The sequence below is a fragment of the Erythrobacter fulvus genome (assembly GCF_028595285.1).
Classification (GTDB): Bacteria; Pseudomonadota; Alphaproteobacteria; order Sphingomonadales; family Sphingomonadaceae; genus Erythrobacter; species Erythrobacter fulvus.
Genome location: NZ_JAQQXQ010000003.1, coordinates 251,474 through 269,020, shown reverse-complemented (window position 1 = coordinate 269,020; position 17,547 = coordinate 251,474). Strand labels below are relative to the sequence as shown.

At 65.6% G+C, this 17,547-nt stretch carries 16 protein-coding genes, 1 tRNA gene and 1 riboswitch; of the genes, 6 read left to right on the top strand and 11 right to left on the bottom strand.

The annotated features are described in order from the left end of the window. The first annotated feature begins 39 nt into the window (after nucleotides 1-39). Genes cobA through OIK40_RS05710 form a run of 6 tightly spaced genes read left to right on the top strand, consistent with a single transcriptional unit; the run spans nucleotide 40 to nucleotide 4,561 of the window. Nucleotides 40-798 carry a uroporphyrinogen-III C-methyltransferase gene (gene cobA / locus OIK40_RS05735; protein WP_273676931.1) on the top strand — a complete coding sequence of 253 codons (759 nt, stop codon included), beginning with the start codon at nucleotides 40-42 and terminating at the stop codon, nucleotides 796-798. Then, entirely contained in the window at nucleotides 795-1,094 is a 300-nt protein-coding gene (locus tag OIK40_RS05730) for a DUF2849 domain-containing protein (RefSeq protein WP_273676929.1), read from the top strand. Before cobA ends, OIK40_RS05730 begins: the two co-directional genes overlap by 4 nt. A 1-nt stretch (nucleotide 1,095) precedes the next feature. Continuing rightward, nucleotides 1,096-2,727 carry a nitrite/sulfite reductase gene (locus OIK40_RS05725; protein ID WP_273676928.1) on the top strand — a complete coding sequence of 544 codons (1,632 nt, stop codon included), beginning with the start codon at nucleotides 1,096-1,098 and terminating at the stop codon, nucleotides 2,725-2,727. After that, entirely contained in the window at nucleotides 2,720-3,181 is a 462-nt protein-coding gene (locus tag OIK40_RS05720) for a DUF934 domain-containing protein (protein ID WP_273676927.1), read from the top strand. The genes OIK40_RS05725 and OIK40_RS05720 overlap by 8 nt, the downstream gene beginning before the upstream one ends. Next, on the top strand, nucleotides 3,171-3,947 hold the full coding sequence (locus OIK40_RS05715) for a phosphoadenylyl-sulfate reductase (RefSeq protein ID WP_273676926.1): 777 nt from the start codon (nucleotides 3,171-3,173) through the stop codon (nucleotides 3,945-3,947). Before OIK40_RS05720 ends, OIK40_RS05715 begins: the two co-directional genes overlap by 11 nt. Before the next feature lie 41 nt (nucleotides 3,948-3,988). Beyond that, a complete protein-coding gene (locus OIK40_RS05710; protein ID WP_273676925.1) occupies nucleotides 3,989-4,561 on the top strand; it encodes a hypothetical protein in 573 nt (190 codons plus the stop codon). On the opposite strand, the gene OIK40_RS05705 is transcribed toward OIK40_RS05710, so the two are convergent. The 11 genes from OIK40_RS05705 to ftsZ all read right to left on the bottom strand — a co-directional run bounded on the left by OIK40_RS05705 (nucleotide 4,558) and on the right by ftsZ (nucleotide 17,452). After that, nucleotides 4,558-5,472: an NAD-dependent epimerase/dehydratase family protein gene (locus tag OIK40_RS05705; protein WP_273676923.1), complete on the bottom strand. Its 915-nt coding sequence runs from the start codon at nucleotides 5,470-5,472 to the stop codon at nucleotides 4,558-4,560. The genes OIK40_RS05710 and OIK40_RS05705 overlap by 4 nt on opposite strands. Beyond that, nucleotides 5,469-6,602, bottom strand: a complete 1,134-nt coding sequence (gene proB / locus OIK40_RS05700; RefSeq protein WP_273676922.1) for a glutamate 5-kinase — start codon at nucleotides 6,600-6,602, stop codon at nucleotides 5,469-5,471. The genes OIK40_RS05705 and proB overlap by 4 nt, the downstream gene beginning before the upstream one ends. Before the next feature lie 54 nt (nucleotides 6,603-6,656). Continuing rightward, nucleotides 6,657-7,733 carry an Obg family GTPase CgtA gene (cgtA, locus tag OIK40_RS05695; protein WP_273676920.1) on the bottom strand — a complete coding sequence of 359 codons (1,077 nt, stop codon included), beginning with the start codon at nucleotides 7,731-7,733 and terminating at the stop codon, nucleotides 6,657-6,659. A gap of 164 nt (nucleotides 7,734-7,897) precedes the next feature. Then, on the bottom strand, nucleotides 7,898-9,835 hold the full coding sequence (locus OIK40_RS05690) for a TonB-dependent receptor plug domain-containing protein (RefSeq protein WP_273676919.1): 1,938 nt from the start codon (nucleotides 9,833-9,835) through the stop codon (nucleotides 7,898-7,900). 123 nt (nucleotides 9,836-9,958) lie between these two features. Further along, nucleotides 9,959-10,149: riboswitch (cobalamin riboswitch) on the bottom strand. Nucleotides 10,150-10,299: 150 nt separating this feature from the next. Then, nucleotides 10,300-10,375 (bottom strand) — tRNA-Ala (locus OIK40_RS05685). A gap of 102 nt (nucleotides 10,376-10,477) precedes the next feature. Next, entirely contained in the window at nucleotides 10,478-11,425 is a 948-nt protein-coding gene (locus OIK40_RS05680; protein ID WP_273676918.1) for a hypothetical protein, read from the bottom strand. Nucleotides 11,426-11,622: 197 nt separating this feature from the next. Continuing rightward, entirely contained in the window at nucleotides 11,623-12,360 is a 738-nt protein-coding gene (locus tag OIK40_RS05675; RefSeq protein WP_273676916.1) for a Bax inhibitor-1/YccA family protein, read from the bottom strand. Nucleotides 12,361-12,498: 138 nt separating this feature from the next. Next, a complete protein-coding gene (locus OIK40_RS05670; protein WP_309557507.1) occupies nucleotides 12,499-13,302 on the bottom strand; it encodes a pyrroline-5-carboxylate reductase family protein in 804 nt (267 codons plus the stop codon). A gap of 140 nt (nucleotides 13,303-13,442) precedes the next feature. Then, entirely contained in the window at nucleotides 13,443-13,934 is a 492-nt protein-coding gene (locus OIK40_RS05665) for a type III secretion system chaperone family protein (protein ID WP_273676914.1), read from the bottom strand. 195 nt (nucleotides 13,935-14,129) lie between these two features. Next, the gene (locus OIK40_RS05660) at nucleotides 14,130-15,548 is read right to left on the bottom strand and encodes a tetratricopeptide repeat protein (protein WP_273676912.1); all 1,419 of its coding nucleotides are present in this window, start codon (nucleotides 15,546-15,548) and stop codon (nucleotides 14,130-14,132) included. 170 nt (nucleotides 15,549-15,718) lie between these two features. Further along, entirely contained in the window at nucleotides 15,719-17,452 is a 1,734-nt protein-coding gene (gene ftsZ / locus OIK40_RS05655; protein ID WP_273676910.1) for a cell division protein FtsZ, read from the bottom strand. Nucleotides 17,453-17,547: the final 95 nt, after the last annotated feature.

The following is a 17,547-nucleotide window of genomic DNA, read 5'->3' as shown; positions in this document are numbered from 1 at the left end:
CGCTGGCACGCCCGCCCGCACTCGCCCATCTGCATTGCCATGCAAGCGATTGGCACCATCTATCTCGTCGGCGCAGGGCCGGGTCCGGCGGACCTGCTGACCCTGCGCGCCGCCCGCCTGATCGAGCGGGCCGAAGTAATCGTTCATGACGGGCTGATAGGCCCCGATATCCTCACCCTCGCCCGCCCCGATGCGCGGCTGATCTCGGTCGCCAAGCAGCGCGCCCGCCACACCCTGCCGCAAGAGGACATCAACGCCCTGCTGGTGCGCGAGGCGCTGGCGGGCCGCGACGTGGTGCGGTTGAAGGGCGGCGATCCGTTCATCTTCGGGCGCGGCGGCGAGGAAGCCGAAACCGCCCGTGCCGCAGGCGTTCCGGTAGAGGTCGTCCCCGGCATATCCGCCGCCAACGGCGCGGCGGCCGCAGCGCAGATCGCGCTCACCCACCGCGAGGCGTCGAGCATCGTCAGCTTTGTCGCCGGCCAGTGCAAGGGCCTGTCCGAACAGGACTGGTCGGGCCTGGCCGGCAAGGGTCGCACCTTGGTGATCTACATGGGCGTCTCCACCGCCCCGCAAATCGCCGAGAAGCTGATGGCCGACGGCCTCGCCCCCGACATGCCCCTCGCCGTGATCGAGAATGCCGCGCGCCCCGAAATGCGGGTGCTGCGCGGGTTGCTCGCAGGGCTGCCCGATCTGGTCGAGGCGGAACGCGTGAAAAGCCCCGCGCTGATCGTGATCGGCGATGTCACCGCCCGCGATGACATCGCTGTCGCGGCACTGGCGCAGGAGGCCGCGCAATGAGGATCCTCACCGGCAATGACCTGCGCAGCGGCGCAGTGGTGTGGTGGAACGGCAGCGGCTGGTCGCTGTTTGTCGACGATGCGGTGGACGTGGGCGATGACGCCGAAGAGATCCTCGCCCGCGAGGAAGCCGCGCGCCGCGTCAACGTGCCCTACGCCATTGAAGCCAGCATCGACGAGGCGGGCCATGTCCGGCCTGCGCATATCAAGGACCGGGTGCGCGCGCTCGGCCCGACCGTCCGGCGTGACCTCGCCGTGCCGACTGCCGACAAGACCGGCTGGGACTGGGTGATCTGATATGTACCGATACGACCAATATGATCAGGCGATGGTCGAAGCGCGCGTGGAGGAATTCCGCGATCAGGCGCGCCGCCGCCTCGAGGGAAAACTGAGCGAGGACCAGTTCAAGCCGCTGCGGCTGATGAACGGTCTCTATCTCCAACTCCACGCCTACATGCTGCGCGTGGCGATCCCCTATGGCACGCTGAACAGTCGCCAGATGGAGGCATTGGCCATGATCGCGGAGAAATATGATCGCGGCTACGGCCATTTCACCACCCGCCAGAACATCCAGTACAACTGGATCAGGCTGGAGGATGCCGCCGACGCTCTTGCCGATCTGGCCAGTGTCGAAATGCACGCGATCCAGACCAGCGGCAATTGCATCCGCAACATCAGCTCTGATCACTTCGCCGGCGCCGCTGCCGACGAGGTGATCGACCCGCGCCCCTATGCCGAGCTGCTGCGCCAGTGGTCGAGCTTCCACCCGGAATTCACCTACCTGCCGCGCAAGTTCAAGATCGCGGTGATCGCGTCAGAGAAAGACCGCGCGGCGATGCGCCTGCACGATATCGGCATCCGCATCGTCAGGAACGACGCAGGCGAAGTGGGCGCCCAATTCTATGCCGGCGGCGGCATGGGCCGCACCCCGATGATCGCGCCGCTGATCCGCGATTTCGTGCCCATCGACCAGATGATCACCTATGCCGAGGCCGCCTTGCGCGTCTACAACCGCTACGGCCGGCGCGACAACAAGTACAAGGCGCGCATCAAGATCCTCGTTCACGAATTGGGCGCGGAGGAATATATCCGGCAGGTGGAGGAGGAATTCGCCCACCTGCTTTCCGTCGGTGTCGAGCCCCCGCGCGAGGAACTGGCGCGGATTGCAGCGCATTTCACCGATCCCCCCTTCGCGGACGGCCCCAAGACAATCGACCGTTCCGACCCCGATTTCGCCTTGTGGGTGGATCGCAACACCCACCGGCACAAGCATGATGCCTATGTCTCGGCCGTCATCAGCCTGAAACCGGTAGGCGGCATTCCCGGTGATGCCACGGCAGACCAGATGCGGATCGTGGCGCGGCTGGCGAAGCTTTACAGCTTCGATGAACTGCGGGTGATGCACACCCAGAACCTGCTGCTGCCGCACGTGGCGATCAAGGATCTGAAGGCGGTGTGGACGGCGCTGGATGCGGCCGGTCTCGGCGCGCCCAACATGGACACGATCGAGGATATCATCGCCTGCCCGGGCCTCGATTACTGCTCGCTCGCCAATGCGCGTTCGATCCCGCTGGCGCAGCGCATTTCCGAACGCTTTGCCGAGACGGGTCGCACCGATGTGGTGGGCGAGTTGAAGCTGAAAATCTCCGGCTGCATCAATGCCTGCGGGCATCACCATGCGGGCCACATCGGCATCCTCGGCGTCGACAAGAAGGGGGTGGAAAACTACCAGCTCTCGCTCGGCGGATCGGAGGCGGAGGATGTCAGCCTCGCCAAGATCACCGGCCCCGGTTTCGACGAGGACGGCGTGATTGCCGCAGTCGAGAAAGTCACCGATGTCTATCTCGCCGCCCGCGCTGATGGCGAGCGTTTCCTCGATACCTATCGCCGCATCGGAATGGAGCCGTTCAAGGAGGCATTGTATGGGTAACGCCCGCGACCTCGGCACCAGCCCCGACGAGGTGCAGTTCCGGTTCCGCGATGACGAGCCGGTGGATCACGGCACCGTCACCGTCGATGCCTGCTGCGACCAGACCAACGCGACCGCCGTCAGGATCGAACCGGGCGATGATGCGCGGTTGATCCTGCCTTTTCTTTACCGGCTGGCGCTGGTCGAAGTGAACTTCCCCGTGTTCGGCGACGGGCGCGGCTATTCCGCCGCCCGTATCCTGCGCGAGGCAGGCTTTACCGGCGAATTGCGCGCGGTGGGCGATATCGGGATCGATCAGCTCAGTCACATGCGCCGCTGCGGGTTCGACTCTTTCGCCCCCGACAAGCGGCTGGACGAGGACGCCGCCCGGCGCGCCTTTGCCACCTGGGAAAACGTCTATCAACGCGCCGCGGATGCGCGCCGCACCATCGCGGACAAGCGCCATGAAGCCTGACACCACCAACCCCGCCACCGATCGCACCCGCGACAGGCTCGACCTCGCCCCGCGCTTTACCGAGCACGACGCGGTGCGGCTCAACCGGATGTTCCGCGGTTCCTCGACGCAGGAAATGCTCGAAGCGGTCATCCGTGATCGTCTGGCGGGCGATCTCGCCGTCGTCTCCAGCTTCGGCGCGGAAAGCGCGGTGCTGCTGCATCTGGTCGCCAGCGTCGATGCCAACGTGCCGGTGCTGTTCCTCGATACGGCCAAGCATTTTGCCGAAACGTTGGCCTATCGCGACACGCTGGCGGAACGGCTCGGGCTGAACCTTGTGGTGCTGACACCCGACCCGGCGGACCTTGCCGCGAAGGACGAAACAGGCCTCAGGTGGTCTTACGATCCCGACGGCTGCTGCGAGATCCGCAAGGTGCGTCCGCTGGAAAAGGCTCTGGCGGATTACGACGCCAGCTTCACGGGACGAAAGGCGTTTCAGGCCAGAACCCGCGCCAATTTGCCGCGTTTCGAGGTGGACACTTCGGACGCGCAGGGGCGGCTCAAGATCAATCCGCTGATCGATTGGGACGCCAGCCAGATTGAGGCCTATTTCATCGCCCACGACCTGCCGCGCCACCCGCTGATCGCGCAGGGCTATCCGTCGATCGGCTGCTCGCCCTGCACCAGCCAGGTCGCTCCCGGCGAAGACCCGCGCTCGGGCCGGTGGAAGGGCTGGGACAAGACCGAATGCGGCATCCACAAGCCGGGCGAGGAACCGTTCCTCTAACCGTGCTTTCGCAAGACACGGCAATGCGTTAGGCTGGCGCCATGCTCGCCTTGCTTCTCGCTGCCGCCCAGCCTGCCGAACCCGCTCCCGCGCCCGATTGCTCCTATGATCTGGAGGCGATGCTGGCGCTCGATCGCAATGCCTTCGATCAGGACATGGACGGGGGCTGGCGTCCGCTCGGCATGAAAGAGGGATGCGAGATTGCCGCGGCAGAATTGATCCGCGAATGGCGCCACGCCAAGCGCGATCACGAAGGCATCCTGTACTGGCACGAAGGCCAGATGCGCGCATTCGGCGGCCAGACGGATGAGGCAATCGCGCTGTTCAGGCTGACCTACAATCCGCCTGAATTCGACGGGGATTTCGGCTGGAACCACTATGTGTCGGGCACGATTGCCTTTCTGGAAGGCAACCGGGAACAGTTAGACGCGGCCATTGCCCGGCTAAAGACCATACCGGAGGCGGAAAGCAGCAGCTTCACCCTGCCCGACGGAACCGTTGTAAAGATGAGCTGGCCGCCCAATCTCAACGTTCTGGAAGCCTTCGAGCGTTGCTGGGGCAAGACCTACAAGGAAGCCTACAGCACCGAAGCCTGCGCCGCGCCGCGCAGCTAGAGCCACCCCTCGCGGCGGTACCATTCTGCCGTTGCCTTCAATCCATCCTCGCCCGCGATTGCCGGCTGCCAGATGCCCGGCGGCACGGCGCGATCGAAGCGTGACACCCAGTTGGGATGGCACATATAGCCCACCCGGTCAGCGGTGAGTTTGGCCCGGTCACCGCGCAGGAAACGGTCGGCGGCGGCAGCGGCGATCAGCACGCCTTCGGGCAGATGCGGAGCGAACACCGAACCCCGGCCCACCGCCTTTCCGATGGCTTGGGCAAGTTCCTTGTGGCTCCACCCACCCTCGCGCCCGTCGTCGGGTTCGTAGGTCTTCTTTTTCGTCGGCGCGGCACTGCCCGTCAGCGCGATCAGCAATGCGGCCAGATCGTCGGCATGGATGATCGAAGTCGCCCCGCCGGGCGGCAGCGGAACCACGCCCCACTTCGCGGCGCGGAACAGTTCGAGCATATCGATATCACGAGGCCCGTAAACCGCAGGCGGGCGCACCGTCGTCCAGTCGAGCCCGCTGGCTTCCACCACCGTTTCCGCCCGCGCCTTGGACGCGCCATAGGCCGACAGCTTCGGTTCGCGCGCGGCGAGCGAGGAGACGAACACCAGCCGCCGCGCTCCGCCGGAACGCATCGCTTCCACCACCCGCGCGGTGCCGGTGACATTGGCGGCCTCGAATTCTGCGGGGTCGGGAGTGTTGGTGAGGCCCGCGACATGCACCACAGCCGCCGCGCCTTCGCACAGCGCGGCGAGCGCGCCCGTGTCGGCCAGATCGCCGCGCACCCATTCGACGCCCTCGCGCGCAGGCTGATCGCGGCGCGCCAGGGCCTTCACCCGGTGGCCCGCCGCCAGCGCCGCGCCCAGCACCGCGCTGCCGACAAAGCCGGTCGCTCCGGTGATCGCAAGGTGGCTCACAGCAGCACCAGATGATCCCGATGGATCACACAGGCACGCGGCAGATGGCCGAGCCGTTCGGCCACTTCCTCGCTGCGCAGCCCCTTGATCGCGTCGCATTCGTCCCAGTCATATTCGATCATGCCCTTGGCGATCATCTTGCCGTCCGGGTCTTCGACCTTGATCACGTCGCCGCGCTCGAATTCGCCCGACACGCCGATGATCCCCGCCGCGAGGATGCTCTTGCCACGGTGCAGCGCTTCGACGCAGCCCTGATCGACACGGATCGAGCCGTTGAAGCGCAAGCGGCCACCAATCCAGCTCTTCCAGGCATTGTCGTCGCGCTTGGGCAGGAACAGCGTACCGCGATTGGCCGCCATGGCGCAGGCGATCGGCAGATCGTCGACCCCCTTGATGATGGCGAGCGCGATGCCGGTGCGTTCGGCAATTTCGGCGGCCAGCAGTTTCGAGGTCATCCCGCCCGAGCCCTTGCCCGATGACGACTTCCCGCTCGCCATCTGGTGGATTTCCTCGGTCACCCCGCGCACTTCGGGCAGAAATTCGGCCTCGGGATGGGCGGGGTCGCGATCATACAGCCCCTCTACATCGGTCAGCAGCAAGATGCCCTGCGCCGAAGCCGCCTGCGCAACCCGCGCGGCCAGCCGGTCATTATCGCCGAAGCGGATTTCGCTGGTGGCGATGGAGTCGTTCTCGTTGATGATCGGCACCGCCCCGCGCGCCAGCAGTTCGCGCAGCGTCTCCGAGGCGTTGAGATAACGCCGCCGGCCTTCGAGATCATCGAGCGTCAGCAGCATTTGCCCCGCCACCAGATTATGTTCGGCCAGCAGCTGCGCCCAGGTTGCAATCAGGAACACTTGCCCGACAGATGCCGCCGCCTGCGCATGGGCCAGCGTCTCGCGCCCGCCGCCCGGCAGGCCCAGCATCGCCGCGCCCAGCGCCACCGCGCCGGAACAGACAACGATGATTTCCTGTCCGCGCTCACGCGCGCCGGCGATCTCGCTCGCCACGCTGCGCAGCCATTCGTGCCGCAGTTCGCCATCCTCGTGCACCAGCAGCGCCGAGCCGAGCTTGATCACAAGGCGCGGGCATTTCTCGATATCGCGGAAGTCGAGCAGATTCTCGATTTTCATGGGTTTCCCCCGGTGTTCGTCAGGTTCTGAGGCGCACGGTCGGACGTGCGAAGGTCAGAGCGGCGACCATTCGCCTGCGCTGCCATCCTCTTGATCCACCTCTTCCACGGCCGCAGCCTTGGTTTCGGTGGCGGTTCGGTCTGGTAGGTAAGCGAGCACCGCGTCCAGAAGTTCCTCGATTCCCGCACCCGAAACGCCCGACACCGCGAAGACCTTGTCCGCGCCGGCCGCCAGCAGTTCCTTGCGGAACGCCTCGACCAGTTCGGCATCGGCCAGATCGAGCTTGTTGAGAGCGACCAGCCGGGGCTTGTCTTCAAGATCGGCGCCATAGGCGGCCAGTTCATCCTCGACGATGCGCATCGCCTCTGCCGGGTCGGCTTCTCCGGTGCCGGTGATATCGATCAGGTGGATCAGCACGCGGCAACGTTCGATATGGCCCAGGAAGCGGTCACCAATGCCTGCCCCGTCGGCGGCACCCTCGATGAGGCCGGGAATGTCGGCCAGCACGAATTCGCGTCCCTTGTGGCGCACCACGCCCAGCTTGGGCACCAGCGTGGTAAAGGCGTAATCGCCCACCTTGGCCTGCGCGTTGGACACCGCGTTGATGAAAGTCGATTTGCCCGCATTGGGCAGGCCGACAAGGCCCACGTCGGCGAGCAGCTTCAGCCGCAGCCACACCCACATTTCCTCACCAGGCATCCCGGGCTGGTGCTGGCGCGGGGCACGATTGGTGGAGGTTTTGTAGCTGGCATTGCCGCGCCCGCCCATCCCGCCTTCGAGCAGCACGATACGCTGGCCGACCTCGGTGAAATCGGCGAGCACCTCTTCCTTGTCTTCCGACAGGATCTGCGTGCCGACGGGCACTTCGATCACGAGCGGCTTCGCACTGGCACCGGTGCGGTCCCTGCCCATGCCGTGCCCGCCGCGCGGGGCCTTGAAATGCTGCGTATAGCGGAAGTCGATCAGGGTGTTCAGCCCGGCCACAGCCTCGAACACGATGTCGCCGCCGCTCCCGCCGTTACCGCCGTCGGGGCCGCCATATTCGACATACTTTTCGCGCCGGAAACTGACGGCCCCGGGGCCGCCAGCGCCGGACTTCAGATAGATCTTGGCCTGGTCGAGGAAATGCATGGCGGCTACCTAGGCATTTCCTCGATGAATTGCGAGAGCTTTGGGCGGCAAGCTCTCGGCCCGAAGGGCCGCAAGGGCGCCAAAGATTTCTGGCGCCCGCCCGCAGCGATGCGGCCGTCAGGCCGCGCGAGCGAGGATTTCGCACCCCGGACGGGGTGCGGAACTCAAAAACGCGCCTCCACGCCCACCACTGCGCTGCGTCCCGGAGAGACGAAGCTGAACACCTGTTCGTAGCGTTCACCCAGCAGGTTCTCGATCCGCGCGAAGGCGTCGATCCCCTCGGCCAGCCGCGCACGGGCGTTGAGATTGACCAGCGTATAGTCATCCAGCCGCACCCGCACCGGCACAAAGCTGGGATCGGTGAAGGCATCGTCCAGCGCCGCGCCGTTGTGGCGCACCACCAGCGTGGCCGAGGCGGCATCGCCGGGTGCCGTCCATGTCAGCGCGGCGCTGGCGATATGTTCGGGGCGGCGCACTTCCTCGCGCCCGTTCTCTTCGGCATCGAGATAGCTGTAGGCCGCATTAAGGCTCCACTGTTCGGCGAGCTTTGCCGAAAGCGAGAGCTCGACCCCGCGCTGGTTGCTGGTGGTGGTGCGATTGGCGGGGGTGGCGATGAAGGTGGGCGGCGGGAAAGTGGTGAAGATCTCGCCCTTCAGCTCGCTGTCGAAATATGTCACCGAAAGCCGCGCGCCATCTGCGATGTCCTGATCCACGCCGATTTCCCAGCCGGTCGATTTTTCGGGTCGCAGCGCGTCATTGCCGACGAAGCGTCCGTCGACGAAGCCGAACAGCTCGAAGAAGCCGGGGTTCTTGACCCCCGATCCCGCCGCCGCACGCAGGCGGGTGGTATCGGTGACGCGGTAGCCTGCGCCGACGCGGAAAGTGGTCGCGTCGCGGAAGCGATCATTGATGTCATGACGGATCGCCGCCGACAGATCGAAGGCTTCGCCCGCGTAGCGATATTCGCCGACAAAACCGAGTTGCTCGATCTCGCGCCGTCCGTTGAAGGCAAAGCCGCCGGGCGTGGTGTTGCGGAAGCCTTCGACCTCGTAATCGGCGGCGAAGGTAAGGTTGTGCGCTTCGGCCAGCCGCAATGCGCTGACATAGGATAGCTTCACCCGATCGCCCTCGGACGAGTTCGACCGCCCGAAGGGGCCGAATGTGTCGCGGGCGATGTCTGCCACCTGCGCGGACAGATCATGCGTCCAGCGCCCGTCCAGCACCTCGGCCCGCGCACCGACAAGGGCGTAGACCGCCTCGTTGGTAAAGCGCGTGCCGGGGCTGTCGATCACGAAGCCGAAGGTGGGGCTGGCGGGGTTGAAATCCTGATCGTTGAACTGCCCCTCAGTGCGGATAAAGCGGGCGGCTGCGCGCAGGGCGAACCCCTCGGCCACTTCGACGCTGCCCTTGCCCGACAGGGTGTAGCTGTCGCGGCCAATGTCACGCACGCCGCCGCGCGCGTTGGGCTGGCCGTCGGTGCTGACCACCACGGCGGAAAGCGCCGCGTCCCAGCTGTCGCCGTGGGCCCCGTAACGCAGCGTGCCGTTGAGAGTGCCCTGCGTGCCGCCTTCCAGCCTTGCGGCAAAGCCCGGAACCGTGCGCCCGCTGGCGCTGTCATAGGCGATCACGCCGCCGATGGCGTCCGGCCCGTAAAGCGCCGATTGCGGCCCGCGCAGCACCTCCACCCGCGCGCCGATATCGGCCTGAAGCGTGCCGATATCGAATTCGCCGGCAAAGGGATCGGACACCTCGATCCCGTCGACCAGCACCAGCACATGGTTGGCCTCCGCGCCGCGCAGGCGGATCTGGGTCTGCCCCGGCACGCCGGCCACAGCCACGCCCGGCACATCGCGCAGCACATCGGCAATGTCGCGGGTCTGGCGGTCTTCGAACTGGTCGGCGGTGATGACGCTCACCGAGCCGGTGTAGTCGCGAAGCAGCGTCGTCCCGGTTCTGCTGGCACTGACGAGGATGGGGAACGATTCTGGCCCTGAGTAGACCCCATCCTCACGCGCCTCGACAGCCTCATCCTGTGCCACCACAGGCGCAGCCCAAACCAGCGCCGCGGATGCGACGCTGTTCAACAATGCAAAATTCTTCACGGATTCCTCCCGTCATCAGCAACATTCATGGCCGCGAGGGGTTCGATCCCATCCCCGCACAGCCCAGCGATGTCGCTCACAACGAAAGTCAGTTTCCGCGCCTGGCCAACCCCTGAACCCGGCAAAGAGCGACACGCCCCGGTCGGTCTCCTGGCTCACGGATCAGCGCATGAAGTGCTCACCTTCCCAAAGCGTCGCCGCTTCAGTGGCTGCGTCCCCGAAAGGACGAACGCACTCCATACTCACCGCTTACAGTTGCAGGGACAGCTGCGGATTTGCACCGCATTCCCGTTACCGAAACGCGTTGCGGTGTTACGCGCTCGCCTCCGCGAGCGCAATATCCTCGCTCTCACGCTCTGCGGGTGCGCGTTTTGGTTGTCCTATCGCTTCGCTACTTGAGGACAGGCGCGCTTGCGGCGCTAGGCGCCGTCTGGCTCATTTGTGGAAGGTTGGCCTGGGTTTCCTGGTGGAGCCGAGGGGGATCGAACCCCTGACCTCGTCATTGCGAACGACGCGCTCTCCCATCTGAGCTACGGCCCCGTTCCAGGCATGCCCAGCGAAGAACCCCGCCAGGCGAGGGCGCGCATTAGCGATAAGCGCGCACCCATGCAACGGCGATTTTCACGGTCGCCGCGCGCGACGTTACTGCCCCGATGAACGCGGGGGCTGTTCGGAAAGCGGCTGCACCACCGGCTGCGAAGTGACATTTTCGTTCACCGGAACAACCGGCACAGCCACGCCGGTTTCAGGATCGGTCACGGTCTGCACCGCCACGCCTTGCCCCGTCAGATCAGCGACACTGGGCACCGGCAGTCCGCTGGCGCGGGCCTGCTGAACCACCACCCAGCCGGGCTGCGAGGGGCCATATTGGGCGCCCCATTTCGCGTCCCATTCCGCCGAGGCCCGCTGGTAGGCCTCGTATTCGTCGAAGAAGGTTTCGAATGGCTGCAACAGCCCGCCGAAACTATCACGCGCAAAGCTCAGCGGATCGGCAGGGGGAGCTGCAAGCGCGCGGTTCGACATGTCGAGCGCGGCGCGGCAAAAGCCTGCACGCGCGGCGGGCAGCGCGAAGAAGTTGTAGACCCGCGTGGTCAGCCCGTCACGCGCCACCATCGCATCGCGGCGGGTTCTGTGCTTACGGCCGAATTCCTTCTCGATCCGGTCGTTCACCGCCTTCAGCGGACGAACGTTGCGGTTGAGGAAGGTGCGATAGCCTTCAAGGATTGGCTCGTATTCGGGCGCAAGGCAATTGAGCGCCGCCACGTTCCACGCCGAACGCAGGTGCCACACCAGATGATCGTCGTTGAGACCGCTATTGACCGTCAGCCGCTTTCCGTCGGCACCGCGCGGGGGAATGTCCATGACATAATGCGCACCGCCCGGCGGCAGCGGACGATAGGGCACCGTCTCGACCACCTTGGCGGGCGGGGGCGGGGGCGGGGGCGGCGGGGGCGGCGGCGCTGGGGTCGCGCAGGCAGCCAGCAGCGCCGCGCCGGTCGCAACCATAGTCATGGTCAGACCGAACGGCGTGCGCCGGACCTGCTTGTCCGCCTGCATCGGGGATGCTGCCTTGTGCGGGGCCACGCTCATCTTTGCTCAACCTCTCATGATGCCGCTTTGCGCGTGTCCATGCGCGCGCGCAGTTTGCTCCAACCTGAAGCGGTGGGATAGCTGCGCAGTGTAACAAAGCAAATGCCCGGAGCCTATGGAAAGGCCCCGGGCATTCGACATTTCAACACCTGCGTGGGACGAGCCGCACGGCGGTGATCCGATACAATGTGTTCCGGTTACTCGCGGTTGCCGAGGAACTGCAGCAGGAACATGAACATATTGATGAAGTCGAGGTAAAGGCTCAGCGCACCCATGATCACTGCCTTGCCCATGAACTCCGACCCGCGCAGCTGGTCGTACTGCATCTTCAGACGCTGCGTGTCGTAAGCCGTCAGCCCCGCAAAGATCAGAACGCCGAGGCCGCTGATCACAAACGCGAATGCGCTGGACTGCAGGAACAGATTGACGAGGCTGGCGATGATCAGACCGATCACGCCCATGATCAGGAAGCTGCCGAAGCCCGACAGATCCTTCTTCGTCGTGTAGCCGTAGAGGCTGAGACCCGCGAAAGCGCCCGCAGTCGCGAAGAAGGTGACCGCGATCGATTCGCCCGTGTAAACGAGGAAAATCGTCGAGAGCGACAGGCCCATCACGATGGCGTAGGCCCAGAACAGGAGGTTGAGCGTGCCCTGGCTCATCTTGTGGAGGCCAAAGCTCATGGCCATCACAAAACCGAGCGGGGCCAGCATGACCACCCAGATCAGCGGGCTTCCGGCCATCGCCAAGGCGAAGCCGCTGCTCGCGGCGATCAGCGCCACGATACCGGTCAACAGCACTGCCGAGGCCATGTAATTGTAGATCGAGAGCATGTACTTGCGCAGGCCCTCGTCATAACGCCCGGCGACCTCGCCACCGGCGCGCGGCACCGAGCCGAGGCGCTGCGCATTGCGCGAAGTGTCATTCCAGTCAGCCATTGCGAAACCTTTGTTCCTTCCAATGGAGCGCGAAACGCCGCGCTCTCCATGGAAGCGAATATCGGAGGTTCCCCCGATCATTTCAAGCGAAACCGGATTGCAAAGCGCGCAATTCGTTCAGCTTAACAGCCGTTAATCTTAAGCACCCTTGGAAAGCTCAGCGCCCTTGTCGCGGGTGGCACGCAGGGTTTCGACCAGCAGGCGGTGCAGCGCCTGCCCTTCGTCGAGCACATTCAGCCCCTCGCGCGTCATGCCGCCGGGGCTGGCGACGCGGTCGGCCAGCTCGCCGGGGCCCACATCGGATGCCGCCGCCAGCGCCGAAGCGCCATCGACTGTCACCAGCGCCAGCTGCTCGGCGACATCGCGTTCGAGACCCAGCTCCACCGCCGCGCCCGCCAGCGCGTCGATGAAGCGGTAGACAAAGCCCGGCCCCGATCCGGCAAGCGCGGTGACGAGATCGAAGCGGCCCTCGTCATCAAGCCAGATCGCGGTGCCGAGCAGATCGTAGAGCGCGAACAGATCGCCCCGTCCCGCATCATCGAGGCCGCTTTCACACAGGATGACCGGCGACGTGTTGATGCGCGCGGCGAGGTTGGGCATCACCCGCACATGGCCCTTGGCGCCGGGGAAGGCGTCGGCAAGCTGCGCCCGCGTGATCCCCGCCAGCAGTGAACATATGGTCACGCCCTCGCCCGTCAGGCCCTGCAATCCCGGTGCCAGCGCGCGCAGCTGCTGCGGTTTGAAGCCGAGCATCACCGCATCATGCGCGCCTGCCGCCTCGGCTTCGGCCGCCTCACGGTAAAGCGTCACGCCTGATGGTGCCTCGGGCAAGGCGGGGTCGAGAATGGCAAAGCGCGCCGGGTTCTCGCCCGCCTTGAGCCAACCGGCGAGCATCGCTCCGCCCATGTTACCGCAACCGATGATGAGAAGCTGTTTGATCATGCGAATAGCCTTTTCGGGCTGGGCCTGCCGAAGCCCCGTCCATGCTGGCGACCTGCGAAAACAGAAAAAGGCAGCCCTGCTATGCCACGGCGGGCGCGGCATCCGGGCGGACGGGATGCGAATGTTTGATCTTTAGCCTTTCAGGCCTCGCCGCCCACGTCAACCATCGCCGCATCCAGCGCCGCGCGCGGGCTCTTGTCGCCCCATAGGACGAACTGGAAGGCCGGGTAGAAACGATCGCATTCGTCGATCGCGATTTCGACCAGCGCCTGCGCCATGTCGAGCGTAAGCCGCCCGTCCTCGCCCAGCAGCGCACCGTGGCGATAGAGCAGCACATCGCCGTTGGACCAGATGTCGAAATGTCCGAGCCACATCTGTTCGTTAACAAGGCACAGCAATTCATAGGCCGCGGCGCGCTTGTCTTCGGTCACGCGGATTTCGGGCAGGCAGAGGAATTGCAGCACCCGGTCTTCCGCCCGCCAGATCGCGCGCAGCTGGTAATTGGCCCAGCTGCCCTGCACCTCGCCGCTCATCTCGTCGTCGGAAACCATCTCGCACGGCCAGCCGCGCGCCTCGAACAGCGCCGCCAGCATCTCGACCGGTGCGGCATCGTCCTCGGCGGAATAATCCATCTGACGCGGCCTCATCGGGCAGGTGCCCGGCGGTGCGGCCGGGGAGCGAAGCGGGGGGCAAGTGATGCAATCATCGGCGGCACGAATGGACGTGCGAGGGGTGGCTTGGCAATCGCCAGATCGGGGGCAGTTGGGGAGAACCTGCCTTGCTTGTTCAAAGCCTGTGCAAAGATTATCGTGGAGAGCCGCAAGAAATCACTTAAGCGGCTGTATTTCTTCGCCTTCAGGGCTGACGTAGAGGAAGCTGTCGAGCCCCTTCGCCTTCAGCTCGCGCACTAGAGCCTGCGCCTTCTCGCGGCTGTCGACCGGCCCGGCGAGTAGGCGGTTCGCCTCGCCCCAACGGGTCGTATGCGGCTTCAGCTTCGCCAACAGGTCGCCCCCGCTGCGGGAAATGCGGCGCCAGTCGAAGCCCAGCGCGTCGATCTTTTTGCCGGTCGCCACCTGCACCCAGACGCGGCTGGGATGCACCGGCTTGGTCGGCTCCTTCGGCTTGGGCGACGGCGGCGGGGCTTCGCGTTTAACGGTGATTCGCGACAGGTCGACCGCGCCCACGCCCACCTGCGCATCGGGCAGTTCGTCGGCCACCAGATCGGCAAAGGCATCGGCGACACGCGGCGGACGCGATTCGGTTTTGGCAGGGGCGACAGGGGTCGGTGCCGGAGTGGGCGCTGGCGCGGCGGTGACGGTTGCAATCGATGGCCGCGCAGTTGTTGCCGGAGCTGGTGCCGGAGTCGGTGTCGGTGTCGGTGTCGGCGTCGTTGCGGGTGCTGGCGCGGGCTTATCGCTCCGGCCCAGCGGCGCGCCGGACGGTTCCAGCCGACTGTCGAGACGGGATTCGGCAGCCAGCCGCGCAAGCCGCGGATCGTCGCGGCCGATATCGGCGGCGCGCGGAAAAATGCCGAGATTGGCCGCCGCCGCCTGCTGTGCGGGCGTCAGGCGCGGCATGTAGGCGAGATAGGGCACCACCCGGCTGGACAGGTCGCGCGGCATCACCTGTTCGACAATCGCCGTCGCACGATCATTATCGCCGAGGATAGCCAACCCGAAGGCGCGAGCGCGGAAGGCGGCCATGTCGCGCTTGTCGAGCAGCGGGCGCAGCGCCTCCTCGAACCGCACGCGATTGCCCGAGATGGCGTTGCTCACCGCAAGGCGGCGGCGGGCTTCGTCATTGCCCGGGTCCAGCTCGATCACGCGGGCATAGGCGGCCTGGGCCGCAGCCTGGTTTCCGACCAGATCGTAGGCCAGCGCCTGATCGGCCAGCACCTCGCGCTCCGGAACACCGGCCGCCCGCGCGCGATCGAATTGCGGGATGGCGTCGGCCGGTCGGCCTGAACGCAGATAGACCGTGCCAAGACCCAGTGCGACGCGCGGATGACCGGGATCGATGTCCGCCGCGCGCCCGTAAAACCCGACGGCGGCTTCAAGATCGTCGACCCCCATCGCCGCGGTCCCGGCTTCGACCAGTGCATCGAGATCCCGCGGGGCCTTCGCCAGCGCCACCAGCGCGCGGTTGAGGCGCTGGACCTCCTCGCTCGGTAGGGGCTGGACGACTTCGCGGGAAATCACCTCCTGCGCATACCCGCCCGCCGGGGCGCAAAGCGCAGCGAGAGCCATGCCCAGAACGAACCTAGAGCGGGCAAGCAGAGGAGGTGTGGAGGGGAACCGGAACGTCACGGCGTGTCAACTAGCGCCGAACGGCGGTATTGCCATAGGGGCACATGCCCGGGCGCGGCGAAAGGCACCGGGCGCGCGCCGGATGGTCGCACGCCGGGATGCTGCCCGCCTTACTGGTTGCGATTGCGATCAAGGAAGCGCGGGATGCTCAGCGCGGGGCCGTCATCATCCTCGTCCTCTTCCTCTTCTTCGCTACGAGCCGTGCTGCGCGACAGGTTGGCCATGCGTTCGAACAGCGTGCTGCCGCCGGGCGATCCGCCTTCGCCGCCATCACTGGCAGCTCCGCCGAGCAGGCCGCGACGGCGCGCGCCGCCAAGCCGCGCCTCGACCGGGCGATCATCGGCTGCCAGACGGTCGGCACTCGCCAGCAGGTCGTCTTGCGCCGGTTCTTCTTCGGTTTCCGCGCTTTCCTCGTATTCGGCATAGTCACCGCCGAGTTCGAGCGTTTCTTCAGCTGCGCCCGCTTCGGCATCGCCGTTGTCTTCGCCATAGGCAAAGCCGTCGTCCTCAGCGCTGCGCAAGCCGGCGAGCGGATCGACAATACCATCGACATCGTCTTCATATTCATCGCCCAGCTCGTCACCTGCCTGCATGCCGGTGAGATCGAAGGGCGCAGAAGGATCATAAGCCTCAGCGCTCCCGGTTTCCGTCTCACCCTCGGGTTCGGCTTCGGGCTCGGGCATTTCGGGCGGAGTCAGCGTGAAACCCACCGATGCCAGCGGGGTAACCGCTGCGGGGGCCGCTTCCGGTTCGGCTTCGGGCTCCTCGGCGGGAAGTTCGGTCAGGCCGTCATCCTCGGACAGTTCGAGCACCGGACGCTTGGGCGCACGCGAGACCCCGAGCGAGACCGGCTGGGGCCGCTCCACCTGGCCTACCGCACCCTGCTCGATACCGGTCGCCACGACGGACACGCGGATCTTGCCGTCAAGATCGGGGTTGAAGGCGCTGCCCCAGATGATGTTGGCATCTTCGTCCACCAGCTCGCGGATGTGGTTGGCGGCCTCGTCCACCTCGAGCAGCTTCATATCCTCGCCGCCGATGATCGAGATGATCACGCCCTTGGCCCCGGCCATCGACACGCCATCGAGCAAGGGGTTGGCGATCGCCTGTTCGGCGGCCTTGAGCGCACGGTTCTCGCCCTCGCCCTCGCCGGTGCCCATCATCGCCTTGCCCATTTCGCTCATGACCGAACGCACGTCCGCAAAGTCGAGGTTGATGAGGCCCGGCATCACCATCAGATCGGTGATCGAGCGCACGCCCTGCTGCAACACCTCGTCGGCGAGCATGAAGGCTTCCTTGAAGGTGGTTTCGGCCTTGGCGACGAGGAACAGGTTCTGGTTGGGAATGACGATCAGGGTATCAACGTGCTTCTGCAGTTCCTCGATCCCGGCTTCAGCCGCGCGCATGCGGCGGGTGCCTTCGAACAGGAACGGCTTGGTCACGACGCCCACGGTCAGAACGCCCATGCGACGCGCAGCCTCGGCGATCACGGGGGCGGCGCCGGTGCCCGTACCTCCGCCCATCCCCGCGGCGATGAAGCACATGTTGACGCCTTCGAGCGCCTTTTCCAGCTCGGCCACGGTTTCTTCCGCAGCGGCCTTGCCCACTTCGGGACGCGCACCTGCACCAAGACCGCCGGTAATGTCGGGGCCAAGCTGGATGCGCTTTTCCGCAGGCGACTTGGTCAGCGCCTGGGCATCGGTATTGGTGACGATGAAATCGACACCCTCGATTTCCGCCTCGATCATGTTGGCGATCGCGTTGCCGCCCGCGCCGCCCACGCCGATAACGGTAATCCGCGGACGCATGTCATCCGTGGCGGCAGGTCCGATATTGATGCTCATCAGCTTGTCCTCCAGCGCGGGCCTGCGGACTTTTGGCCTTGCTCCCGCCGTCTTAGCTCATCTGTGACATATTCATCGGTCACATTTTATAGGGT